Origin of the sequence: Balneola sp. (assembly GCA_002694685.1) — a bacterium.
In the GTDB taxonomy this organism is placed as follows: Bacteria; Bacteroidota; Rhodothermia; order Balneolales; family Balneolaceae; genus Gracilimonas.
Window position 1 is genome coordinate 439793 of record NZMW01000001.1, and the last position, 23853, is coordinate 463645.

The 23853-nt window shown below is 41.6% G+C and carries 23 protein-coding genes; 6 read left to right on the forward strand and 17 right to left on the reverse strand.

Features of this window, described 5'->3' with window-relative positions; translation table 11 throughout:
- Positions 1-125 precede the first annotated feature (125 nt).
- Entirely contained in the window at positions 126-1151 is a 1026-nt protein-coding gene (locus CL667_01865) for a type 2 isopentenyl-diphosphate Delta-isomerase (protein MAL16431.1), read from the reverse strand.
- Positions 1152-1925: 774 nt separating this feature from the next.
- Complete coding sequence (locus CL667_01870; protein MAL16432.1) at positions 1926-2648, reverse strand: SDR family oxidoreductase; 723 nt, start codon at positions 2646-2648, stop codon at positions 1926-1928.
- A gap of 47 nt (positions 2649-2695) precedes the next feature.
- Between CL667_01870 and CL667_01875 the strand changes: the two genes are divergently transcribed.
- Positions 2696-2977 carry a hypothetical protein gene (locus CL667_01875; GenBank protein MAL16433.1) on the forward strand — a complete coding sequence of 94 codons (282 nt, stop codon included), beginning with the start codon at positions 2696-2698 and terminating at the stop codon, positions 2975-2977.
- Positions 2978-2982: 5 nt separating this feature from the next.
- Here CL667_01875 and CL667_01880 read toward each other — a convergent pair whose 3' ends face one another.
- The 14 genes from CL667_01880 to CL667_01945 form a co-directional block, all read right to left on the reverse strand.
- Entirely contained in the window at positions 2983-3492 is a 510-nt protein-coding gene (locus CL667_01880; GenBank protein MAL16434.1) for a hypothetical protein, read from the reverse strand.
- 131 nt (positions 3493-3623) lie between these two features.
- Positions 3624-3962, reverse strand: coding sequence for an iron-sulfur cluster assembly accessory protein (locus tag CL667_01885; protein ID MAL16435.1), 339 nt, complete (start codon positions 3960-3962; stop codon positions 3624-3626).
- Positions 3963-3982: 20 nt separating this feature from the next.
- Entirely contained in the window at positions 3983-4534 is a 552-nt protein-coding gene (locus CL667_01890; protein ID MAL16436.1) for a hypothetical protein, read from the reverse strand.
- Between the two features lie 17 nt (positions 4535-4551).
- Positions 4552-5805 (reverse strand): cysteine desulfurase CsdA, encoded by a 1254-nt coding sequence (locus tag CL667_01895; GenBank protein MAL16437.1) that lies wholly within the window; start codon positions 5803-5805, stop codon positions 4552-4554.
- Between the two features lie 84 nt (positions 5806-5889).
- Positions 5890-7227 (reverse strand): Fe-S cluster assembly protein SufD, encoded by a 1338-nt coding sequence (gene sufD / locus CL667_01900; protein MAL16438.1) that lies wholly within the window; start codon positions 7225-7227, stop codon positions 5890-5892.
- Complete coding sequence (gene sufC, locus CL667_01905; GenBank protein ID MAL16439.1) at positions 7227-8000, reverse strand: Fe-S cluster assembly ATPase SufC; 774 nt, start codon at positions 7998-8000, stop codon at positions 7227-7229. Before sufC ends, sufD begins: the two co-directional genes overlap by 1 nt.
- Before the next feature lie 113 nt (positions 8001-8113).
- A complete protein-coding gene (locus CL667_01910) occupies positions 8114-9556 on the reverse strand; it encodes a Fe-S cluster assembly protein SufB (protein ID MAL16440.1) in 1443 nt (480 codons plus the stop codon).
- A gap of 225 nt (positions 9557-9781) precedes the next feature.
- Positions 9782-10732: a phosphate acetyltransferase gene (gene pta, locus CL667_01915; protein MAL16441.1), complete on the reverse strand. Its 951-nt coding sequence runs from the start codon at positions 10730-10732 to the stop codon at positions 9782-9784.
- On the reverse strand, positions 10732-11595 hold the full coding sequence (locus CL667_01920) for a hypothetical protein (protein MAL16442.1): 864 nt from the start codon (positions 11593-11595) through the stop codon (positions 10732-10734). Before CL667_01920 ends, pta begins: the two co-directional genes overlap by 1 nt.
- Positions 11595-13328, reverse strand: a complete 1734-nt coding sequence (locus tag CL667_01925; GenBank protein ID MAL16443.1) for a hypothetical protein — start codon at positions 13326-13328, stop codon at positions 11595-11597. The genes CL667_01920 and CL667_01925 overlap by 1 nt, the downstream gene beginning before the upstream one ends.
- The gene (locus CL667_01930) at positions 13319-14536 is read right to left on the reverse strand and encodes an acetate kinase (GenBank protein MAL16444.1); all 1218 of its coding nucleotides are present in this window, start codon (positions 14534-14536) and stop codon (positions 13319-13321) included. The genes CL667_01925 and CL667_01930 overlap by 10 nt, the downstream gene beginning before the upstream one ends.
- Before the next feature lie 7 nt (positions 14537-14543).
- Positions 14544-15809 (reverse strand): hypothetical protein, encoded by a 1266-nt coding sequence (locus CL667_01935; protein ID MAL16445.1) that lies wholly within the window; start codon positions 15807-15809, stop codon positions 14544-14546.
- Positions 15788-16246, reverse strand: coding sequence for an NUDIX domain-containing protein (locus tag CL667_01940; protein ID MAL16446.1), 459 nt, complete (start codon positions 16244-16246; stop codon positions 15788-15790). The genes CL667_01935 and CL667_01940 overlap by 22 nt, the downstream gene beginning before the upstream one ends.
- A gap of 16 nt (positions 16247-16262) precedes the next feature.
- Positions 16263-16739: a transcription elongation factor GreA gene (locus CL667_01945; GenBank protein ID MAL16447.1), complete on the reverse strand. Its 477-nt coding sequence runs from the start codon at positions 16737-16739 to the stop codon at positions 16263-16265.
- A gap of 245 nt (positions 16740-16984) precedes the next feature.
- Here CL667_01945 and CL667_01950 point away from each other — a divergent pair, with 245 nt between their 5' ends.
- Positions 16985-18772: an SLC13 family permease gene (locus tag CL667_01950; protein MAL16448.1), complete on the forward strand. Its 1788-nt coding sequence runs from the start codon at positions 16985-16987 to the stop codon at positions 18770-18772.
- A 3-nt stretch (positions 18773-18775) separates the two neighbouring features.
- Complete coding sequence (locus CL667_01955) at positions 18776-20509, forward strand: sodium-independent anion transporter (protein MAL16449.1); 1734 nt, start codon at positions 18776-18778, stop codon at positions 20507-20509.
- Here the strand turns inward: CL667_01955 and CL667_01960 are convergent, their stop codons facing one another.
- The gene (locus CL667_01960) at positions 20510-21745 is read right to left on the reverse strand and encodes a tetracycline resistance MFS efflux pump (protein MAL16450.1); all 1236 of its coding nucleotides are present in this window, start codon (positions 21743-21745) and stop codon (positions 20510-20512) included.
- A 140-nt stretch (positions 21746-21885) separates the two neighbouring features.
- Here CL667_01960 and CL667_01965 point away from each other — a divergent pair, with 140 nt between their 5' ends.
- The 3 genes from CL667_01965 to CL667_01975 all read left to right on the forward strand — a co-directional run bounded on the left by CL667_01965 (position 21886) and on the right by CL667_01975 (position 23814).
- Positions 21886-22413 (forward strand): RNA methyltransferase, encoded by a 528-nt coding sequence (locus tag CL667_01965; GenBank protein ID MAL16451.1) that lies wholly within the window; start codon positions 21886-21888, stop codon positions 22411-22413.
- Between the two features lie 64 nt (positions 22414-22477).
- Positions 22478-23281 carry a uracil-DNA glycosylase gene (locus CL667_01970; GenBank protein ID MAL16452.1) on the forward strand — a complete coding sequence of 268 codons (804 nt, stop codon included), beginning with the start codon at positions 22478-22480 and terminating at the stop codon, positions 23279-23281.
- Positions 23278-23814 carry a GNAT family N-acetyltransferase gene (locus CL667_01975; GenBank protein MAL16453.1) on the forward strand — a complete coding sequence of 179 codons (537 nt, stop codon included), beginning with the start codon at positions 23278-23280 and terminating at the stop codon, positions 23812-23814. The genes CL667_01970 and CL667_01975 overlap by 4 nt, the downstream gene beginning before the upstream one ends.
- Positions 23815-23853: the final 39 nt, after the last annotated feature.

Here is a 23853-nt window from a genome sequence, read left to right on the forward strand (position 1 = left end):
CCACTAATTTGGAGAATCTGATATTCATAAAACTCCTTCCCTCGTCATGCTGAATTCATTTCAGCATCTTGCGAACGACTCATATATTGTGGGCTCACTCAGATCCTGAATCAAGTTCAGGATAACTACATAATTTCACGAATATGTGAACCATTAAGTTGTTTGATATTCGTACATCCTAATAGTGTCAGTATGGTTTTGAGATCTTTTTTCCATTCCGAGAAAAGCTGCTCTAATCCTTCATAGCCATTATCATTAATAGCCTTTATTACAGGTTGAGCAGATGCCGTAAAGTGGGCTCCCAGGCAGATTGCTTTAGCCATATCAAAGGAAGACCGAATTCCACCTGATGCTATAATTTCAAAGCTTCGCTCCCATTCCAGTTTACTGAGCTGCTGAATACATTCAACCGTAGGAATTCCCCACTCATCAAAATGATGATTTGCGCTTTCGTTGGATGAACGAAAATTTTCTACTTTCGCCCAGCTCGTTCCTCCGGCTCCGGCTACATCAATGACTTCGACTCCAACATTCAATAATCTTCGGGCAGTATGTTCTGATATCCCGGCCCCGGTTTCTTTAACAATGACCGGAAGGTTTGTGTCTTTTACCAACTGTTCAATACCACCCAAAATGCCTTTAAAATCTCGATCACCTTCCGGCTGCATGAGTTCCTGCAATGGGTTCAAATGAACTATGATAGCATTCGCCTCTATTGAATCAATGAGTTTGGTGATCTTGTTAGTATCAAGTCCACCAATGAGTTGTGCGCCTCCAATATTAGAGCATATAAAAGCATTCGGAGCTTTTTCCCGAACTACAGCAAAGGTGTCAGTCAGGCTTTCATCTTCCAGCATTGCACGCTGACTTCCAACGCCAAAGGGTAAATTTTCCGCCTCGCAAAACTCAGCAATCACAGCATTCACCGGACCCGCATCCGCATATCCTCCCGTCATGGAAGAAATAAATAATGGAAAACTGAAAGTTCTATCCAAAAACGCTGCTTCTGTAGAAACGTCCGAGGAATCAACTTCCGGTAAGGCGTTATGGATAAATCGGAATCGTTCAAACCCAGCGGATACATTATACTGGGTTCCGTCCGTAACGGTAAGCTCAACGTGGTCTTTTTTTCGATCTCTGATGTCTGTCATAGAAGGAAATTGCCACTAATTCACGAAAACACAAAATGTAATTCGAAAGTAATATAGCTGGCAAGTACAGTCTCGTTAGGGCGTATCGCAATACGCCTTTACGACGGTATTTTTTTAAGATTGTCATCGCGAGGAGCTTCCTGACTTGAAAAGGCTGATTACAGCTTTCGACGAGGCGATCTACTTGATCTACTTTATTAGGAGATTGCTTCGTCGTAATACTTTCTGAATCGAATCCGAGATCTATACTCCTCGCAATGACTTTTTTATAAAATCGGTCGTCATCCTTGTAGATGTCAGGTAATTCAGAGACAACATTTTGTAACTTTTTGGTACTCACAAATACTGATGAAAGCTTGGTATTTTATTGCAAAGCCACGTAATTATTCCAAGCCCAATACTCCGACCTCTCTAAATCTCTCCTTCTCAAGGAGAGACTCGTTCGAGCCTATTTACAGTTTTTATTCGGAGTTAAAGTGTAGAAATTTTATCAACGCGTCTTTCTCCTTGATAAGGAGAAAACAAAAGAGGTCGGATGCTTCTTGAGCTCCTTAAGGAGAAATATGTAATGACTCAAGTAGATCACCATCTACCCACCCCAAAGACATCCTGAGGATACCTCCGAAGGATCTCCCCATGTTTAATCTGAAACTATTCTAAGAATAGGCTAAGAATAATTAAATCCACTTGGTCATCCTGAATTTATTTCAGGATCTGAATAAGCCTCGATGCTTTTCTTAAGTGCTGAACTAAATTCAGCATGACGACAGTGGTTTATACTAAATAACTCCCACTGTTAACATGAAAAGTCTGTCCGGTAGCATGCTTCAATTTACCAGAAGCTAACAGGCTTGCAATCTCCGCTATTTGTTGGGGCGGTGCGATTGAATCCAAAGCCAAGTCCTTAGTCAGATAATCCTCTCCATATACTTCGATTGAACCTTGGGCCATATCGGTGTTTACGAAGCCAGGAGCGATGGTGTAAGCGGTGATACCGTGTTTCCCAAAGCTACGGGCTATACTTTTGGTAAAGGCGGTCATTCCTCCTTTACTGGCTGCATAGCTTGCGTATTCTTGCGTATCGCCACGGGTTCCGGCACGGGATGAAATATTGATGAGCCTCCCTTCTATTCCGGCTTCCTTCCAGGCATTGAGTGCCCATTTAGAAATGAGTCCGGCCGAACGAAGATTAACCTGCAGCGTTAAATCCCAATTTGCCAGCCACTCTTCATCCGAAATATCGAAATCAGCTTCTGCAAACATTCCCGCATTATTGATAAGGACTTCAGGGATTTCCTCTTCCTGAAAAACAACCTTAAGCTTCTTTACTTCCTCGGGCTTGGATAGATCACAGGCAATATGTCTGTAAAGTTCGTTATTCAGGAATTCGTGACTCGTGGATCGCGAGGTTCCGATTACTTCATGTCCCTCACTTAGTAATTGCTGAGCGATTGATTTTCCTATTCCGCGGGAGGTGCCGGTGACTAATATCTGCATGAAATGTATTATTTTAAATTTAAACTAAACTTAAATAAAGAAAATTTATGAGCAAAGGAATCCCCGAAAATTACCCAACTGGTTGTAGTAACGATGAATTACTAGACAAGATTAAAGAATATCAGTACCGAGTGAAGCAATTAGCAAGTTCAGAGAATAGTATACTTGGTTCAACTTATTGGAAAGATATATCTGACCTGAAGTCAGATGAAATTTGGATGCAACGTCAAATTGATAGCTTAGAGTCTAACAATGAAGAGCTAATTAAGTTGAATCAAAACTTGAACAAAATAATAACAATTCAAGAGTCAGATAGTACTTCCAACTAACTTACTTACTTCCGCCACACCGGCACGTTCGAACAAGCTTCCCCATACATCACTTTCTTCGCTCTCTTCATCAGCTTGTTGGTAGCTAGCATATAAATGGAATCGGGCACGTGCACTTTGCCACATCCTTTCAGCAGCACAAACTTATCTTCGTATTGATCCCAGTCGTAGTTATCTAATTCCCGCTGGTAGAGCTGATATTGAAAAGCTTCCTTTCTACCCTTAAATACTTCTTTTGCAAACGCAGAGGCATGAGAAGTAATCACCATCCAGGCCCAAGGTGCGATGATGGCATCGGTGCTACAAAAAACGGTCAGGTATTTCCCTTCAAACTGAGACCAGTCAAATTCCTTAACCTGCTCACGGAAGTCTTTTTCCTTAAGCATCAATTCCTGAAATAAGAACTGCTTAATATCCAGCTCTTCGATCGGCGTGGGATCATGAAATTTCTGCAAATCCAGCGTTACCAGCTTCGTATTCTGCTGAACCCGGTTTACAATTGTTTCTTCTGACATAGGAAATGCTCAATTTTAAGTGTTAAATGTTAAATGCTTGAATAGCCATTTAACATTTTTACTCGTTACGAACGCTCTGCGTCGTAGCGAACAAGTTGGTGACGACGCAGAGCATCGTCACCAGTTTAAAATTAGATAGAGAAAGATTCGCCGCAGGAGCAGGTTCGGGAGGCATTTGGGTTTTTGAAGTGGAATCCCTGCCCGTTAAGTCCCTCGGTGTAATCCAGTTCGGTTCCGGCCAGATAGAGAAAACTTCTCATGTCGACCAATACCTTGAGTCCGTCCACGTCAAAAATCTTATCGTTTTCTTCGGGCTGGACATCAGAATTGAATTCAAGGTCGTACGTCAAGCCGGAGCAACCGCCGCTCACTACGCCTACGCGTAAGAAAGCATCATCCGGAACACTCTGTTCTTTCCGAATTAGGTTGATGCGTTCACTAGCTCGTTCTGTGATGGAAAGTTCTTCCATAATACTTCTCTCGTTAGCCGTTAAACTGAGATAACCTGAATTTCAGGATCAATACGCTTCACCATGCTTTCGATAGCATAAAGCGTTCCTGTAGTAGCTGTTGGGCACGTTCCGCAAGCTCCTTGATAGTGAACCTTGAGTCGATTTGATTCGAGACCCAAAATCTTCAATCCACCACCATCAGCAAGAAGGTATGGGCGAACTTGTTCATCCAGCATACGGGTAATTTCCTGCAAGCGTGGATCATCAGAACCCTGAACTTCTTTACTCATATGTACATCAGAGTCATCTTCGTTTTCGTCAGACGCTTCTGCTTCACGGATTGGCGGAGCCAGCTTACGCAGCAACTCAGACCATACCGCTTTACCATTTTGAGTAACGGTAACGTACTTATCTACATAGTAAACGTTGATCACGTTATCGACTGCGAATAATGCAGACGCCAACTCATCGCCTTCAGCTTCAGCCGCAGATTCAAAAGAACGCGTGGTTCCGTTGGTAAGCGGTTCAGCCAATACAAAGCGCATGGCATCAGGATTTGGTGTTCGTTCTATTTCTTTAATTTTAGCCATCTCAATTCTCCTTTATTTCAAAAAAACTCTTTTACGTATTTAATTCCTTCCACTAAACGATCAACATCTTCTTTATTATTGTAGAAGGAAAAAGATGCTCTTGCTGTGCCTGGTATATCATAATAATCCATAACCGGCTGTGCACAGTGATGTCCGGTTCGTACTGCAATTCCTTTTTGATCTAAGATCGTACCGGCATCGGTTGGGTGAATGCCATCCAGTAAAAATGAAATTACGGATGCTTTATTCTTCGCTGTTCCGACGATCCGAAGTCCATCAATCTTACTCAACTCTTCAGTCGCGTATTCCAGCAATTCATGTTCGTGAGCTGCTATATTTTCCATCCCAACTTCATTTAGGAAGTCGATGGTTTCGGCAAAACCTACTCCCACTGCAATAGGCGGAGTTCCGGCTTCAAATTTATGGGGAAGGTCATTCCAGGTCGTTTTCTCAAACGTGACTTTGTCAATCATATCTCCACCACCACGATACGGAGGCATTTCTTCCAGCAATTCTTTCTTGCCATAAAGAATACCAAATCCGGTTGGGCCACACATTTTATGAGCAGAAAAAGTGTAGAAGTCAGCATCCATAGCCTGAACATCCACGACGGCATGAGGAACGGCTTGAGCTCCATCAACAAGTACCGGAATGTTTTTGGCGTGAGCCGCTTCAATCATTTCTTCCACCGGGTTGATTGTACCAAGTGCATTCGAAACATGAACCACTGCAACCATCTTAGTGCGATCGGAAAGCAGGTTATGGAATTCCTCCATCACAAGCTCACCGGCATCGGTCATGGGAACAACTTTGATCTTTGCTCCTGTTTCCTCAGCCACCATCTGCCAGGGTACAATATTAGCGTGGTGTTCCATTTCAGTAAGAATGATCTCATCACCCTCTTTGAAATGTTTACGTCCATAGCTGTTAGCTACCAGATTGATAGAATCTGTTGTTCCTGTGGTATAAATGATCTCCTCAAGGTGACGAGCATTTATCAAGTCTTTAACCTTCGTCCGGGTTGCTTCAAAAGCATCGGTTCCCTCCTGACTCAAGGTGTGAATACCACGGTGAACATTCGCATGTTCATTAGAGTGATAATCGTTGATACGATCAATTACCCGCTGAGGCATTTGGCTGGAAGCACTGTTATCAAGATAGACCAAAGGGTTACCCATTATTTCCCGTTTAAGCACAGGAAACTGATCACGGATGGCTTCCCAATCCGTGGTTAAGGTGGTCTTTCTTTCTTCTTTTAGTGTGTCTTCCATACTTCAGTAAACTTCTGGTGCCGATGCTCTGCGTCGGCACCAATTACGTTCCGACGCTGAGCATCGGAACGAGCTATGTAATAACTAGTTATTCACCGCTACAAATTCTTCGTCGCGGCTGGTAAATTTCACAACTTCGTCTAGTAATAATTTGTGTACCGATTCCACTTCCATATTCTCGATACTTTCGAGTGTGAAAGCGTAAACCAAGAGTTCACGGGCTTTCTTCTTCGTTAAGCCACGACTGTGCAGATAAAATACTTCATCTTCATTCAGGTGACCTATAGTTGCACCGTGAGAACAAAGTACGTCATCAGAAAAAATCTCGAGTTGTGGCTTGGTGTGAACCGTTCCGTCAAAAGAAAGCAGCAGATTTCGGTTTTCCTGGAAGGAATCGATTTTCTGTGAATCTTCGCGGACAAAAATCTTACCGTTGAAAATAGAATGCGCTTTGTCATTCACTACAACTTTGTGCAGCTGGTGACTTTGTGCATGCCAGTGTCTGTGATCGATAGCGGAATGCGTATCTGCAATCTGCTCACCGTCAATCAGAACCAACCCATCAATAGTGAAATTAACTTCTTCATCATTTTGAACTACACGCGGGTCATTTCGGAACAACTTGGCTCCCAAACAAATGGTGTAAGAATGATATTCTGCAAATTTATCCAAGTGAGCCATTGGGCGAGAAATATGGTTCGCCTTCTTGCTATCCCGCTGAATACGGGCATGGTGGACGTTGGATCCTTCCAGCATCTTAAATTCTGCAACAGGGATATTCAGATACTCGTTTTCAGCCAGACCAATATGTTCTTCAACTACAGTCGACTTTGAATAAGCTTCGCCCACATATAGCACTCTGGGTGTTGCATAGAATGGTTTTTCAGAATCTGTAAACACATTCAGAATATGTATAGGGACTTCAACTTTAGTCTCTTTTGGCACATGGATGAAAACACCATCCTTAAAGTTGGCATCATTCAGTGCTGCAAATACATCTTGCTCTTCATCAAAATTGAGGTATTTACCCAAATGGTTTTTCACAGCTTCATCATCTCCATTCTCGGTAAGAGTTCCTACCGTCACACCTTCAGGAATATCTGAAAGTGAGGAAAGTTCAGCATCAAAAACACCGTTTACAAAAACGAGTCGGCTGTTTGTAGCTTCTGGCAGATAGTAATTGCTTATATCTCCAACTGAAGCAGCTCCGGCATCTTCAACCGCAACAAAATGATTTCGGCTAATTGATTTTAAATCTGTGAATCTCCAGTCTTCATCTTTTTTAGTAGGAAATGGAAACTCAGCAATATTTCCGGCACCCTTTTGATTTATCGCTCCGATAGTCTTCACATCAGAAACGGTCTCAAAATTGCCGTCCAGGTAACTTAAAATGGTTTCTTTTTCTTGTACAGCAGTACTCATTACTGAGCCTCTCCGTTTAGGGAAAATTCTTTTTCAAGTTCTTCGTAACCCTGCTCTTCGAGCTCATGGGCCAATTCTTTACCGGCAGACTTCACAATCTTACCATTCATCATTACATGAACATGGTCAGGTGTGATGTAGTTGAGTAGTCGCTGATAGTGAGTAATCAGAACAATTGCGTTTTCAGGTCCGGCAATTTTATTGATACCGTCTGAAACTACTTTGAGGGCGTCGATATCGAGACCAGAATCAGTTTCATCCATGAAAGCCAGTTTTGGGTTCAAAACGGCCATCTGAAAAACTTCATTCTTCTTCTTCTCTCCACCGGAAAATCCAGTGTTGATTGAGCGCTCAAGGAATTCATCTTTCATGTCAATGATATCGAGACGGCTCTTTAGGTAATCTTCAAACTCAAGAGGATCTAACTCTTCCCGGTCGTTTTCGCGTGCAATCGTATTAAAAGATTCACGAAGCAAAGTTTTGTTGGTGATTCCAGGAACTTCAACCGGATATTGGAAAGCCAGAAACATTCCCAAGTGGGCTCTTTCATCAGCGTCCATTTCGGTGATGTCTTCTCCTTCAAAAAGGATTTCACCTTTGGTTACTTCATACTCTGGATGTCCCGATACAACCTTGGCAAGCGTACTTTTCCCGCTGCCGTTCGGTCCCATAATAGCATGGATTTCACCTTTATTGATCTTCAGGTTCACACCCTTCAGAATCTGTTCTTCTTCGCCTTCTACTGAGGCATATAAATTTTTAATCTCTAACACGTTATCGTTTTTCTTTTATGATTTAAGTTCTTTATCTGCTAAAAACTGGTGATGACGCTCTGCGTCGTCACCAACGCTACGACGCAGAGCGTACGTAGCGAGATGGCCAATACTTATCCAACACTACCTTCTAGCTTCACATCTAATAAGGCATTGGCTTCGGTCGCAAACTCAAGCGGCAGTTCTTTCAATACTTCTTTCACAAATCCATTAATGATCATGGAAATAGCATCCTGCTCGCTGATTCCACGCTGCATCAGGTAGAAAATTTGCTCTTCACCTACTCTTGAAGTTGAAGCCTCATGCTCCACACTTGCAGTCGGGTTTTGAGAAGAAATATATGGGAATGTATGAGCTCCACAGGACTGACCAATTAACATCGAGTCACAAACGGAGTAATTACGAGCTCCATCAGCTTTCTTGGAGATTTTAACCTCTCCACGGTAGCTGTTTTGAGAATTCCCGGCAGAAATACCTTTCGAGATGATCGTACTCTTGGTGTTTTTACCGATGTGAATCATCTTGGTACCGGTATCTGCCTGCTGACGTTTGTTTGTTACAGCAACAGAGTAAAACTCACCAATTGAGTTATCACCTTGAAGAATAACACTTGGGTATTTCAGCGTTACAGCTGAACCTGTTTCAAGCTGAGTCCAACTAATTTTGGAATTATCACCGCGGCAAGCACCACGCTTAGTTACAAAATTATAAATACCGCCTTTTCCATCTTCATCACCGGCGTACCAGTTTTGAATGGTGGAATATTTAATCTCAGCATTTTCCATCGCTACCAACTCAACAACAGCAGCGTGAAGCTGATGCTCATCATACATAGGAGCTGTACAGCCCTCGAGGTAGCTAACATGACTATTATCTTCACAGATAATCAGTGTCCGTTCAAACTGACCGGAATTCATGTTGTTGATTCGGAAATAGGTAGAAAGTTCCATTGGGCACACTGTGTCTTTCGGCACATAGCAGAAAGATCCATCAGAAAATACCGCGGAATTCAATGCTGAATAGAAATTATCACGAGCCGGTACTACCGATCCCATATATTTCTTAACGATTTCCGGATGCTTCTGTATTGCTTCTGAAATTGAGCAAAAGATCACACCCGCTTCAGCAAGCTTTTCTTTGAATGAAGTAAAAATAGAGACACTGTCAAATACAGCATCAACAGCTACACCTGAGAGCATTTTCTGCTCTTCCAAAGGAATGCCAAGCTTCTCGTATGTTTCCCGAATTTTGGGGTCAACATCATCGAGGCTATCCAATTTGGGTTTGTTTTTGGGAGCTGAATAATACTGAAGGTTTTCAAAATCCGGCTTTTCATAGACCGCGTTGAACCAATCAGGCTCTTCCATTTCAGTCCATGCACGATAGGCCTTCAAACGGAATTCCAACATCCATTCAGGCTCTTCTTTTCTGGCCGAGATTTCACGGACGATGTCCTCATTCAGTCCTTTTGGAAATTCTTCGTATTCAATGTCAGTGGAAAAGCCATACTTGTACTCTTCCCCAATCATCGACTCTAACGCTTGCGTTTCGCTCATTAGCTATTTGGTCTTAAAATTTTCACTTCTTTATTCTGCCTCAAAAACAACCTTTTATCACATTAAGTTCGCTGTTTTGCGGGCTTATTTAGATCGAATACAAATATACAAAATCTACCTCTCTTAACTAAATCTGAAATGATTGAGAATCTCTATATAAGGAATAGGTCAAGCACGGGCTAAATATTTGGCAGGCATAAGATCAATCATGTTCTTAAGAGCTATTTACTCCCCCATCAAAGCACAAACACAAGCGGTGTTTACGATATCTTCCCAGGAGCATCCACGGGATAGATCCATCATCGGTTTGGCTAGTCCTTGAATGATAGGCCCCGTTGCGGTAGCTCCTGCGAGTCTTTCGGTGATTTTATATCCAATATTACCTGCATCCAGGTTTGGGAAAATGAAGACATTAGCGTTTCCGGCTACTTCAGATTCTGGAGCTTTTCGCTTGGCAATTTCCGGAATGATAGAAGCGTCAAATTGCAGCTCACCGTCAACAGGAAAATCAAGGTTATGAGATTTTACAATTTCTAATGCTTCGCGAACTAGATCGATGCGCTCATGTTGTGCACTACCTCTCGTAGAAAAAGAAAGCATGGAAACCTTAGGATCAACAGCCGTTACTTTTTTATGGGTGCGGGCAGAATCCATAGCAATGGTAGCCAATTGTTCAGCATTTGGATAGGGAACTACGGCACAATCTCCATATGTGAAAACCCTCCCGTCATCAAAACTCATAAGGAAGACGCTGGATACCACATTTGAACCAGGCTTTAACCCTATCGTTTGGATGGCTGCACGAAGTACGTCTCCAGTGGTGGAAACTGAACCGGCAACACAGCCGTCAGCATCACCAGCTGCTACCATAGCTGCACTAAAGAAAAGCGGATCTTTAACCACTTCAATGGCTTCTGCTTCCGTAAGCCCTTTATGTTTTCTGCGTTGATAGAAAGAACTAGCGTACTTCTTGAGATTTTCATCAGAAACCGGATCGATAACCTTAAGTCCTTTTGGGATCGATGCACCTTCATTTTGAATTAACACCGGTTCAACAAGTCCATTCTCCTGTAGAAACAGAGCAGCCTTAATAACCCGCTCATCTGAAGACCTGGGGAAAACAATAGTTTTATGATTAGACTTTGCTCGTTCACGGATGTCATTAATTATGTCCATTATCCTACTAATAAAATGATTGAGATTATTGCTACTGCTAACCCTGACCATTGTTTTATGGAGGGTTTATCTTTCCAGAACCAAACTCCAATTAACGTACCTAAAACGACCAGGCTTACGTTTACCAAAGGGAAAACTACCGAACCGGGCATTAGTTTTAATGCATATAAAAGAAAAATCGATGAATATAGATTTACTATTCCGGTGGCAATACCATATCCAATTTCTGTGAAGCTAAAATGAAGTTCTTTTCTTTTAATAAGGATACCAAGTCCGATTAAAAATGAAAAAAAGAAAATTCCTGATACAAACAAATCTTCAGAAACCTGAGTTGAAAACAACCTTTCATAAACTTTAAGGCCCGTATCAGCAGCGCCTGTCATCAGAAAGATCAAAACAGGAAGCCAGGCATCAGAAAACCCGGAGATACTCTTGGTTTTAATCCTAGGTACCATTAACAATAAAGAAGCTAATGCGAGAATGATTCCAAAATATTTAAATCCGCCAATGGCTTCACCAAAAACAAACAAACTGATACCAATTGGGAAAATGAGTGACATTCTCATAGCAGCGATACTTACTCCCATTCCCACCCGGTCAATCGATCGGCTGTATACAACCATATTAGCTATAAATGTAATACCTAAAACTCCAGCTAAAATTATGAGCCATATCTCCGGGTTTGGAGAAACCTCAGGGAATACAGAAAATTCCTTCGAATTGAAGAGACTGATCAGGAATCCAGCAAGGTAATTACAGACAAGGATTTTGAGCACATCAAGCTTTCGGTTTTCAGCAAGCTTTAAAATTTGAGCAATCGAAAGAGAACAGCTGATACTTAATGCAATGAAGAGTAAACCCATTATTCAAGTAGCCCAAGATCTCCATTTCCAAAAAACAGGGGATTCTGCGGCCTGTCATACAAGCTCCTTGACGTGAACGGCACGTTTCTGTCAAGATGATTAAATACGGAATTCATAGTCATGTTCCGTTCTTTAATAGCTTCCGCCATGAAATACGTAAAGATACTATGTCGGTTTTGATCCCCGTTGTTTGAGGAGTATATCCCTGACCGCTGATCGGGACGGGAGCTAAAGAAGACTGCTGCTCCAAAATTGGCATCCGTAACAATAGAAGCCAGGTTCTGAAGTGGTTCTGTAGATCCATCTTGGTTTAGAATATCTAAATCAGCGACAATTAATATAGAATTCAGTTCCAGGTTGTTAAATGCTCTGAATAATTTTTGAAGGTCGATATATTGATTTTCACCATTGCTGTCTAAGTCACTTCCCAAAAGAAAAACCTGAGAATCTCTAATCTCTGCATATCCATTTATATAGACCCTTAAGTTTTGGCGTGATTCACTCATGGATGACGCCAGCCTTGAATATGCTCTTTCTACAATACGGTCGTTGGCCGCATTCATGGCTTTAACTACTCGGGTTCCCCGTACACCAAAACCTTGAATAAAATATTCTTCCATCAGCTTAGCGTCGCGTTGACCGTAAATTCGTTCAGATATCTCGCCATCATACTGATTGTTTGACAGGATAAACGCTGCGGAGTTGATTGAGCTTCTACCCAAAACAGGAATATTTCGCTCAACATCAATAGAGCCAAAAGGCACATTAGGTATTGCTATAACAGATAAATCAGAAGCGAATTCTGAAGGGCGCCATATTGTACGAACATCATTTGCAGAGACCCAGGTTTCTGAAATACCATACAACACTTTATACCACTCTCCTTCCTTTGATATCAACTTAAGTTGACTTCCTTCTGCTAAATCAGTCAGTACATTGCCCGGATTTGATTCAGGCTCATTACGAAGAGCTGTAATCTGAACATCAACAACTATAAACTGTTCGAAAACAGATTGAACAGGAACTTCTTTTGTCTGGTTTAAAGTATCGTAGGTCGCTGTTACCCGTATATTACTGCGCGGATTTTCACCAAACAGACTTGCATCAACTTCCTCAGCCAGATTTACATTAATCCTGCCCCCGTTGAAATTCCAAGCTGTATTCTCGGCTATTAATTGTCCGTTATAGGTTATTTTGATAGCCGGATCCTGAGTATCATAGGGACGGGCATCGGTTGTGTCAACTTCCTGAATAGTGCCTGTTTGTCTTAAAAGCCTGCTTTCTCCTGTTCGGGTTGGCTCACCGACCGGTTTCATATTTAAAAATGAAAGTCCGGTTAAAAGTGTCCCCGCTCCTGTGAGTGCATATCGTTGAATATCTGAAGGACGATCTAAAAGCTGGTCTGAAAAGGCCGCGTAGTAAGAAATACCCGCCCCGGCTGCTCCTAATAATACATATCCAAGTCGAGGCCGGTAACGCTGAATATATCGCTCCGTTTCAATTCTCTGAGCATATTCGTAGGTATTGATCGATTTGAGATCAAAATAGACCAGTGGCTGTGTTGGTGAAATACCTTTACTACTCTCCAAATAAAAGCGAGAAGATATCAGCTCAAAGTCGTTGATATCCATGGCCTCTTCATCAGTAATGACCCAACTGGTGCTGGAACAACTCTGATTTAACATAGCTGCAATACATACAGCTAGTAAGAGTAATGCTTTCTTTATGCCCATGGAGTTTGTTTTGAGGCCGTAGCAATTTTAGCAGCATCGATAGCAATCACAAGTTCTTCATTTGTTGGGATAACATGAACTTCTGTATTGGAATCTTCAGTGCTAATTTTGGTCTTTCCTTCCAGGTTTTGGTTAAAGGTCTTGTCAATTGAGATTCCGGCGTACTCCATATCTTCCAGAATTTTACTCCTGATGGGAGCCGCATTTTCTCCAATACCGCCTGTGAATATGATGGCATCTACACCATTTAACGACGCAATATACGAACCAATATATTTTTTTACGCGATAACAAAATACATCAATTGCCTCGTTACATCTTCGATCTCCGCTTTCGGCTTCATCCAATAAATCACGCATATCTGCTGCGTAACCACTGAGTCCTAAAAGCCCACTATGTTTGTTCAATAATGCATGAACGTTAGCGAGAGATAACTCCTCTTTCTCTATGAGGTAGAACAAGATAGACGGATCAATATCCCCACTCCTTGTCCCCATTACGAGTCCTTCTAAAGGTGAAAATCCCATACTTGTATCGTAAGACTTTCCATCTTTGATAGCCGTAACGGAACAGCCATTCCCAAGGTGACAAGTGATTACTTTTGAACCTTCTTTAGCCAGTCCAGATATTTTATGGTACTGACGGCTCACATAATAATGAGATGTTCCGTGAAACCCGTACTTACGGATTTTATATCGACGGTAAAGTCTGTTCGGTATACCATATAAATATGCGTGCTGAGGAATGGAATGATGGAAAGCCGTATCAAATACAGCAACGTGTGGCACATTAGGCAAATGCTTTTTCGCAGCCCTGATCCCTTCCAGGTTTGGCGGATTATGCAATGGAGCAATATCGAATGCTTGCTGAATTGCTTCTTCAACTTCTTCATCAATCAAAACGGAATCTTTAAAGGTCTCTCCCCCGTGTACAACGCGATGCCCAACCGCTTCAATTTCATCTAAAGATTGCAGATAATCATTATCAGCCTCTAACAGCAGTTCCATGATTTTCTTTAGTGCTGCGGCATGGTTTTCTATGACCATTGATTTCTTAAGCGGCTTCTCATCCTTAAACTCCTGCTTAATGATGGAGGTTACCGCCCCAAGGCGCTCTACGAGACCCTTACATAAACACTCCTTGTTTTCAGTATTTATGAGCTGATATTTAATGGATGAACTACCGCAATTTATAACAAGAATTTTCATAAGTGAGTTAAAGTGAGATTACTGCTCCAATTCCAAGTATTCCTCTGAATTTGAAATTTGGTGATTCAGATAAATCAGAAGGATTAACATGTAATCCATCAGGATCTGAAAGCCAAAACGGCATATCGTATCTGATGGCGAATCCTCTATCTTTTCCTAACCAATCGGGAATATTTATTGAAAATTGGAATCCAACCCCGGCGTCAGCATAAGTCCGATCTACATTAAAAGATACGTCATCATCTATCGCATTGCCGTTGATTTTACCAATATCACCAAACACATAGGATTTCAGGTGCACAAAGTCACCCATAATCGTTCGTTCAAGTAAAGAGTTTATGAAGTTAGGGAAAAGTAGCTCAGTATTTAAAGAGACCCCTCTATCAATGGTGCCACTGTAGCTAATTGTATTTTGTTCATTCCCCTGAGGTGTTACAAAAGCATCTACATTATATCCACGAAGGTTAAACCCTCCTGCTACCTGTACAATACCATTTTCAAAAAAAGTATCCGGAATGGTACCACTCGCCCTTGTAACCCCATTATTTAGCCATGATATTGGGTCTCGGTTAGCCAGGCTATATGTATATTCTGTTGGAGCATTTGAACTGACTAAAGCTCCGAAGACTCTTAAGTTCAACCCAAAACCACTTCCCAAATCTGACAGGTGTTTAACTTCAGCTTTACCCACCGAAAAGTTTCCGGAGGCAGTATTTACATTCTGCTTTAAGTTTAAGCTGGTTTGAAGAGTTCCAATTGGCGTAAAACCGCTTGTTCTAAATTCTATTCCGGCAAGAGTCTTCCAATCTGTTTCAGCAAATCCAAGTAACCTGTATTCATTATCAATGGCTTTTTCCTGAGAAAGGCTAACACTTACTTCCTGATATCTCAGCTCATCAAATCCTTTTTGAAAACGCTTGTTTAAAGATACGGCATGCTGACTATAACCGGTTCGGATACTACTTTTAAGCTGAACATTAAACTCTTCCCCAAAATCAGATAATGACGGAATCGGTTCTGTAAAAGTCGCATAATATGAAACCGGCATATCCGGAAAGCTTGTACCTAACCAAACACCCGCATCCAAGCGATGAGGTCCATCGAGGAAAGTACCCTCCATATCTCCCAAAACACGAGCACCGACGCGAATCCCGTCAACACTGTTGTACCAAAGATCGGGAGCAAATTCGAGTTCATACTTATCCTCCTGAGCTAAGCCAATGCCTGGAATCAGTATCAAAAGAAAAGCAATTACGAAATGTCGATTATCCACTCTGGAAGGATTTCAAGATAATTATCGGTTAAAATATCAAAGGTCAGTTTCATTAACCTTTTTTGTTCAGGCCAGCCTATTAATTGATCAACTTCATCAATACTAACCCACATAAACTCAGAATGTTCTTCATCAAGATGAATTTCTGCACCCGTTTCAAATTCGGCCGCAAAAGCAGGAATTGAATGCACCATATCCGATTTAGCTTCATAAAACTGATTTATCGATGGAATGGTCCAAAATTTAGCGGGAGTCAAACCGGTTTCTTCTTTTAATTCTCGAAGTGCGCCTTCCCAGCTTGCTTCTCCATCTTTAACCTTTCCCCCAACCATACGCCATTGATTCCCGTAGATCTTTTGCGTTGAGCGCTTAAAAATCAGGAAAAGAGGTTGTCCACCTTCAATTTTGTAAGGATAGACGTCGATAAGTTTTTTCATGATATGAGGAATCGAATCAGATTTCGATATTTTTCACTTCCAGTTCGAGCTTTCCTGCAGGAACTTCAACTTCAACGGTCTCACCAATTTCGAGTCCCATGAGCGCTTTACCAATTGGGGAATCAACCGAAATTTTACCGGCAGCAAAATCAGCTTCATTTGCAGAAACGAGCGTGTACTTCATTTCTTTGCCTACATTTTTATTCAGGATGGTCACCGTAGTAAGCACACGAACCTTTGATAAGTCCAGTTCAGTTTTATCAAGCACACGAGCATTAGCCAGAGCATCTTCAAGTTTTGTGATGCGGTCTTCCATATGCCCCTGAGCTTCTTTAGCGGCATCATATTCGGCATTCTCACTCAAATCGCCTTTTGCCCGAGCCTCGGCTATTTCTTCAGCAATTTCTCTTCTTCCCCGAGTTTTAAGGTCTTTTAATTCCGCGTCTAATTTGTCATAACCTTCTTGTGTGAGGTATTGCACTTTGCTCATAATCTCTTCCTTTGTTCGATTTCAAAAAATAAAAAAAGCCATCTACCTGCGGCAGACGCCTTTCTATTTGTTCTACAATATATGCTAAAATACGGTGTAGAAAGATGTATATCCATTGTTGATTTCAAATTAGCTCTTCAAACTATTTTAACCTATTCCTTGTACTAATAAAGGCATCATGAATTTTAAAATTAGGCTATATCCATTAAGTTATAGTTGTTCTAACTAATTTCAATAAGATTTGAGTAATGCTCGGAATTTCATTTGAGATCTGGTTTGTTTACAGCCTTATCGTACTTGCTGTATTTCTCTTCATTAACAAGCGCATTTCATTTGATATAACTTCTCTCATTCTATTGGCCATTTTGGTGGTCTCCGGCATCCTCACTCCCAAAGAAGGCCTATCGGGATTTAGCAACCCTGCAACCGTTACCATTGCCTGTATGTTTATTTTGAGTGAGGGGCTCAGGCGTACGGGTGCCTTAAATATCGTGGGCGACTGGTTTTTCAAACTGAGTAAGCTAAACTATAAAGCGGCTATATTCATCATAATGCTAGTGATTGGAGTTATCTCAGCCTTTATTAATAATACGGCTGCGGTGGCAATTTTCATTCCTGTCATCATTAGTTTGTCAAAGGATATGGGGAAAAGTGCTTCAAAATTATTGATGCCCATGTCTTTCGCCGCAATGTTTGGAGGAGTCTGTACACTGATTGGTACCTCAACAAACTTACTGGTCGACTCAATAGCTAAAGAAAATGGGTTAGCGGGTTTCAGTATGTTTGAATTTACCCCGGTTGGTCTCATCTTCTTCGCAGCAGGCTTTGTGTATTTATTTACAATGGGGATTAAACTGATCCCTGAACGACGGAAAGATGAGGAGCTCACCGATTCCTTCGAAATGCAACAGTATCTGACTGATGTCATACTCAACCAAAAATCCCCGTTTGTAGACACTCCCCTCAAAAATACCAAACTGATACAAGATTTAGACCTGGATATTGTAGAGGTATATGACAAAGATGGAAAGTCTAAAACTGACCGCGAAACCATTCAGCTTGAAGCAGATGATGTGCTTCGAATTCGGGGCGGAGTCAAAGAAATAAACAAATTGCTAAATCGTGAAGATGTCATCATTAAACCTTCTGAGCACTGGAAAGACAAAGATTTTGAGCTGGGAAATGCCCAGTTAGTGGAGGCTGTAATAGCTCCTGAATCTTCTTATGACGGAATACCCCTTCAGGATATTGAATTTTATGAGCTATTTGAGGCCCAGGTCTTAGCAATTCGGCAGCATGGTACCGTTCAACAAGATAAGCTATCCGAGATAAGGCTTCAGAGTGGAACTTCTGTTTTACTATATGCCAAAAAGGAACGTATCAATGATATCAAAATAGCTGAGGAATTTGTCCTGGCTACGGAGATTGATCTTCCTGATCACGAGGAATCCAAAATACCGTTGGCAGTTGGTATCATTCTGGGAGTAGTAGGATCGGCTGCTTTTGGGCTGTTACCCATTGTGGCCAGCGCAATTTGCGGTGTTATTTTAATGATCCTAACCGGATGCTTGAGCAATGAACAAGCTTACCAAAGTATTAACTGGAAAGTGATTTTTCTTCTGGGTGGTGTTTTACCGCTTGGAGTAGCCATGCAGAAAACGGGAGCTGCAGACTTAATGGCCAGCACCGTTATATCAAGTCTCGAGGTCTATGGACCTACAGCTGTTCTATCTGCTTTTTTCTTCCTCTCGATGATGTTAACGAATTTAATCTCAAATCAAGCTACCGCAGCATTATTGGCACCTATAGCTATTGAAGCGGCTTCAAGCATCGGCGTAAACGCGGAGCCAATGCTGGTTGCGGTAACCATGGCGGCATCTTTAAGCTTTATGTCCCCCATTGGCTACCAAACCAATACCATGATTTTTGGGCCCGGGCAGTATCGGTTTATGGATTTTGTGAAAGTAGGAACACCACTTAACCTTTTATTCTGGATAATCGGTAGCTTTGCCATACCTATATTCTGGTCATTTTAACTCATGAAAGATTTTCTGAAAACTTACTTACCAATCATTGAGGTACTATGTAATTATTCCTCCTCGAAATTTTGGGATGATCTTGTTGCGGGTGCTACTGTTGGAGTTGTGCTCATTCCCCAAGCAATGGCTTATGCCGTAATAGCCGGAGTCCCTCCCATTTATGGATTATATGCCGGTTTAGTTCCTCTGTTTGTATATCCTTTATTGGGCACTTCCAGCCATTTATCCATTGGCCCGGTAGCTATTGATATGCTGATTCTAGCTGCGGGATTAGGACTCTTAGCTGGCGACAGTATCACTGAAAAAGCCCTTCTAGCTGTTATGATTGCCATTCTAACCGGGATTATGCAGGTGCTGATGGGAGTATTAAAACTGGGCTTTGCTTTCAACCTTTTTTCGAGGCCGGTGATATCTGGTTTTACCATTGCCGCTCCCATTATCATCATATTCAGTCAGCTGGGCACTCTTTTTAATATGGATATCCCAAATACTCAATATATCTATGAAATCTTTCTTTACCTGACCGACCATTTACATCAAATTCACTACCCATCATTATTCCTCTCTTTAATTTTTATTGGGTTCTTAGTTGGAGCAAAAAAATTCTACTCTAAGTTGCCTGAGGCAGTTATCCTTGTATCACTAACACTCATTGTTGTTCATTTCTTAGACATTACCAAAATTGGAATAGCTCAGATTGGAGATATACCTGCAGGACTCCCCGATTTCCAACTTCAATATGCTTCATATGAAACAATTAAATCACTATTGCCCAGTGCATTAACGCTTTCACTTATTCAGTTTATGACTGTTGCTTCCTTATCAAAATCCTTTGCCCGAAAGCATGGTTATACCGTGAATCCGAATCAAGAATTAATAGCCATTGGAAGCAGTAATATCCTTGGCGGACTTTTCCAATCCCTGCCAGTTTCTTCCAGCTTTTCACGCTCCGCAATAGCCGAACAAGCCGGAGCAAAGACATCGTTAAATAACATTTTTGCAGGACTCCTAATCTTGGTTACCCTCCTGTTCTTAACCCCTCTGTTTGAAGTACTGCCCAATCCATTATTGGGGGCAATCATCGTAGTTTCGGTTAGCAGTCTCATCGATATTAAAGAGCTTCGGTTTTTGGTTAATACCAAACGCAGAGACGCTGTTGTAGCTTTCATTACATTCGCCAGTGTTCTGGTGATAGGTATTCAGGAAGGTATCATTATCGGTATTTGTGCCTCTGTTTTAGCGTTACTTATTAAGATGGGAAAACCGACCGTAGCTCAACTGGGACTTATTCCTGGAACCCGAGACTTCAAAAACATCAGTCGGTTTGAGAATGCCCAAAAAATCCCCGGTGTATTAATACTTAGAATTGATGCTTCGTTTTCTTTTGTGAATGCTGAATTTTTCAAAAACTATATACTGGATAAAAGTATAACCCGCGATAAAGCCCCTAAATATGTCATAATTGATGGGACAACCATTGGTGACTTGGATATTTCGGCTATGGATACGCTTATTATGACTATTGAAACTCTTAACAAGCACGGCATAGAGCTGTATTTATCGGGCTTAATTGGGCCTGTAAGGGATGTAATCCGGAAATCAGATATAAGCACTTTTCTAAGTAAAGACCGGATTTACAGTACCGTTCATGATGCTGTAGAAGCTGCACTTAAGAAACAAGATCTTACTGATGAAGGAAACAGGTTATCAGAATACTCAAACCGTAGCGCTTGATTAATCCTCATTAATCACAACAACCTTTTCTTTAATACCGAGTGACTTTGTTGCCCACAGCATGGCTGCAATCACCAAAATAGCCCCAAGGAAGAATGGTGCGCCCGGGAAATAGAATGGCGCCAGATCGGATGTAAAATAACCAAATAAATTCGTCATCATTGGAGGACCGAATATGGCTGAGAAGCTAATCAGGCTTGTTAAAGCACCTTGTAGCTCACCTTGTTCGTTTTGCGGAACTTCATTGGAAATTATACCCTGCAAAGCCGGGGTCGCTAATCCGCCTACACAAAAAGGAATAATGACTGCAAACATCATCCAGCCCTGGGATGCGAAAGCGAAGCCTAAGAATCCGAGTACGTACATCAACAAACCAAAATAAACTGTACGATTATTTCCGAGTTTTGGAATGGCCACTTTAATAAGACCTCCCTGCACCGCAACAACTGCCATCCCAACAACTCCAAGCGAAAGCCCGACTGTCATCTCTGTCCAACCAAATTTTTCCATGGTAAAGTAAGTCCATGTGCTTTGTGTGGCATGATTGGCGACATATACCAAAAAGAATACCCCGACTAAACTGGCAATTTTCGGGTACTTCTTTATTTGTTTAAAAGCTCCAAAGGCATTTGCACGTTTCCAATCAAAAGGCCGTCTTTCTTCTTTCGGGAGTGATTCAGGAAGCACAAAGTATCCATATAACATATTGACTAAAACCAATGCAGCTGCAGCAAAAAATGGAATCCGCACTCCATACTCCCCTAATATCCCACCTACGGACGGGCCAATAATAAACCCGAGCCCGAAAGCAGCTCCAATTAATCCAAAATTCTGAGAACGCTTTTCTGGTGGACTAATGTCGGCGATGTAAGCACTAGCTGTTGTATAACTGGCTCCTGTAATCCCGGAAAGAAATCGACCAATAAACAGCCAAATAATAGTTGGGGCAAAGCCGAGCAAAATGTAGTCTAGACCAAACCCAAATAAAGAAAAGAGTAAAACAGGTCTTCGACCAAACCGGTCGCTAAGTCCACCTATCACCGGAGCGAAAAGAAACTGAGTGGCTGCATAAACAAAGGTAATCCATCCGGCATAAAGAGACGCTTCGCTCAGTCCGCCACCCGTGAGCTCCATAATGAGAGCCGGCATCACAGGAATGATGATACCTAGCCCAATGACATCCACCAAAACTGTAATAAAAATAAAGATGAGTGCCGCGCTTCTTTTTTCTTTCATGAATTAATGAAATGATCCCTGAACAATGATATTTTAGATTTGATCGAGTTGATCCAAATTTACGTAATCAATGATTGGAATGAGGATTTTTTATCCACTCTTATCTAAAACCCTATAACCTGCTGAAGCCCAAGGAATCTGTGAATAAACTGACCACTAAAGAAATACTTGAAGAAAATTTAGCCAGAGAAGCACCCGCAAAACTGAGTTCGGTAAAAGTATTGGTTCATAACATCCGCAGCCTACATAATGTGGGTTCTATTTTTCGGTCAGCTGATGCTTTTGGAATCTCTGAAGTTATTCTTTCAGGATATTCTGCGACTCCTCCGAGGGATGAAATCAACAAGACAGCCATCGGCGCTGAAGAATTTGTTGAATGGTCACACTATGAAACCGGAACCGAGGCTTTAACTTTTTTAAAAGAAGACGGATATTATATAGTAGGTCTTGAACAAACCACCAACAGCACACCTCTTCCTGATTTAGATATCTCTTCTTCTGATAAAATTTGTCTGGTTTTAGGGAATGAAGTCACAGGAATAGATGAAGACATTCTTCACCTGATTGATGAGTTTGTAGCCATCCCACAATTTGGACACAAACATTCACTGAATGTATCTGTAGCTGCTGGAGTTACGCTTTATGCCTTACTGGATAAGCTTTGGTAATGGGACTCCAAAAGAGCTTCTTTTTCTTATATTAATAATCAATTATTTGCTTAAGATTCAATTCATGAACGATCCTAAAGAATTTGTAGAACGAGCATCAACATTCCTGAAACAGCAACGGGATATGTATGGAGATTTTTCGGTGAAGCTGGATATGAAAATCGAGAATACAATACCTCAAGCCGAAGAACCTAAAACCGATTATCAGGAGAGTTCTGAAAATTTAGCCGAAACCAAGGCTGAAGCTATTAAAACACCTGAGAAAGAATCTGAACCGCAGTTGACATCGGCTCAGAAAATAGCAAATTGTACCACACTGGATGAATTACGGGCTTTATGTGAAGAGGCTGAAGAACTCAAAACAGATCTTGAAGATACAAACCTGGTATTTGGAGTTGGCAATCCCAATGCCGATTTGATGATTATTGGCGAAGCACCCGGTTATAATGAAGATCAGCAAGGCGAGCCTTTTGTAGGTCAGGCCGGGCAACTTCTGGATAAAATTATGGGAGCGATTGACTTCAACCGCGAGGATATATACATCGCCAATATCCTAAAGCACCGACCACCGGATAATCGAGATCCTGAACCGGAAGAAAGAGAACGAAGTCTTCCCTACCTCCTACGCCAAATTGAAATCATAGACCCAAAAATCATTTTGTGTGTGGGACGGATTTCAGCAACCACATTGCTTGATAAAGAAACCTCTCTCGGCAACCTGAGAGATCAGTTCCACGAGTTCCATGGAAGGGAGCTTATGGTGACCTATCATCCAGCTGCTCTTCTTTACAATCAAAAGTATAAGCGCCCAACGTGGGAAGATGTTCAGAAACTCCGTAAACGTTATGATGAATTGGTAAATCCATGAGTTTTTCTATTCCAAAGCTAAGAACCGAAAGGTTGATTCTGCGACCCTTCACTCCAGATGACTTAGATCATGTCTATAAAGGTCTTTCAAACCCTGATATCATCAAATACTATGGTATCAGTTTTGAGTCAAAAGACTCGGCAAAAGAACAGATGAAGTGGTTTGCGGATAACAAAGAAAATGAGACCGGAGTGTGGTGGGCAATTTGTATAAAAGATACCGGGAAGTTTATTGGAGCCGGAGGACTAAACGATTTAGTTAAAAAACACCGGAAAGCAGAATTCGGTTTTTGGTTGCTTCCTGAATACTGGGGGAATGGTTTTATGGGAGAAGCTATCCCAAAAATTTTAGACTTTGGTTTTAAAGAACTGAACCTCCATCGCATCGAAGGGCAAGTAGAAAGCCATAATACTAATTGCAAAAAGGCCCTTCAAAAAATGGATTTTTCTCACGAAGGTACTATCCGGCATGCTGAAATTAAAAACGATCGCTTCATAGATATTGAAATTTACTCCAGACTTTCCTCTGATTAGCTGCCCTACAGACTCTGAAATACAGAACAACAGCATGTG

Bases quoted from the DNA above. Each gene is read 5' to 3' on its own strand.
- CL667_01865 (MAL16431.1), bottom strand. From the start codon at position 1,151: ATGACAGACATCAGAGATCGAAAAAAAGACCACGTTGAGCTTACCGTT.
- CL667_01870 (MAL16432.1), bottom strand. From the start codon at position 2,648: ATGCAGATATTAGTCACCGGCACCTCCCGCGGAATAGGAAAATCAATC.
- CL667_01875 (MAL16433.1), top strand. From the start codon at position 2,696: ATGAGCAAAGGAATCCCCGAAAATTACCCAACTGGTTGTAGTAACGAT.
- CL667_01880 (MAL16434.1), bottom strand. From the start codon at position 3,492: ATGTCAGAAGAAACAATTGTAAACCGGGTTCAGCAGAATACGAAGCTG.
- CL667_01885 (MAL16435.1), bottom strand. From the start codon at position 3,962: ATGGAAGAACTTTCCATCACAGAACGAGCTAGTGAACGCATCAACCTA.
- CL667_01890 (MAL16436.1), bottom strand. From the start codon at position 4,534: ATGGCTAAAATTAAAGAAATAGAACGAACACCAAATCCTGATGCCATG.
- CL667_01895 (MAL16437.1), bottom strand. From the start codon at position 5,805: ATGGAAGACACACTAAAAGAAGAAAGAAAGACCACCTTAACCACGGAT.
- sufD (MAL16438.1), bottom strand. From the start codon at position 7,227: ATGAGTACTGCTGTACAAGAAAAAGAAACCATTTTAAGTTACCTGGAC.
- CL667_01910 (MAL16440.1), bottom strand. From the start codon at position 9,556: ATGAGCGAAACGCAAGCGTTAGAGTCGATGATTGGGGAAGAGTACAAG.
- pta (MAL16441.1), bottom strand. From the start codon at position 10,732: ATGGACATAATTAATGACATCCGTGAACGAGCAAAGTCTAATCATAAA.
- CL667_01920 (MAL16442.1), bottom strand. From the start codon at position 11,595: ATGGGTTTACTCTTCATTGCATTAAGTATCAGCTGTTCTCTTTCGATT.
- CL667_01925 (MAL16443.1), bottom strand. From the start codon at position 13,328: ATGGGCATAAAGAAAGCATTACTCTTACTAGCTGTATGTATTGCAGCT.
- CL667_01930 (MAL16444.1), bottom strand. From the start codon at position 14,536: ATGAAAATTCTTGTTATAAATTGCGGTAGTTCATCCATTAAATATCAG.
- CL667_01940 (MAL16446.1), bottom strand. From the start codon at position 16,246: ATGAAAAAACTTATCGACGTCTATCCTTACAAAATTGAAGGTGGACAA.
- CL667_01950 (MAL16448.1), top strand. From the start codon at position 16,985: ATGCTCGGAATTTCATTTGAGATCTGGTTTGTTTACAGCCTTATCGTA.
- CL667_01955 (MAL16449.1), top strand. From the start codon at position 18,776: ATGAAAGATTTTCTGAAAACTTACTTACCAATCATTGAGGTACTATGT.
- CL667_01960 (MAL16450.1), bottom strand. From the start codon at position 21,745: ATGAAAGAAAAAAGAAGCGCGGCACTCATCTTTATTTTTATTACAGTT.
- CL667_01970 (MAL16452.1), top strand. From the start codon at position 22,478: ATGAACGATCCTAAAGAATTTGTAGAACGAGCATCAACATTCCTGAAA.
- CL667_01975 (MAL16453.1), top strand. From the start codon at position 23,278: ATGAGTTTTTCTATTCCAAAGCTAAGAACCGAAAGGTTGATTCTGCGA.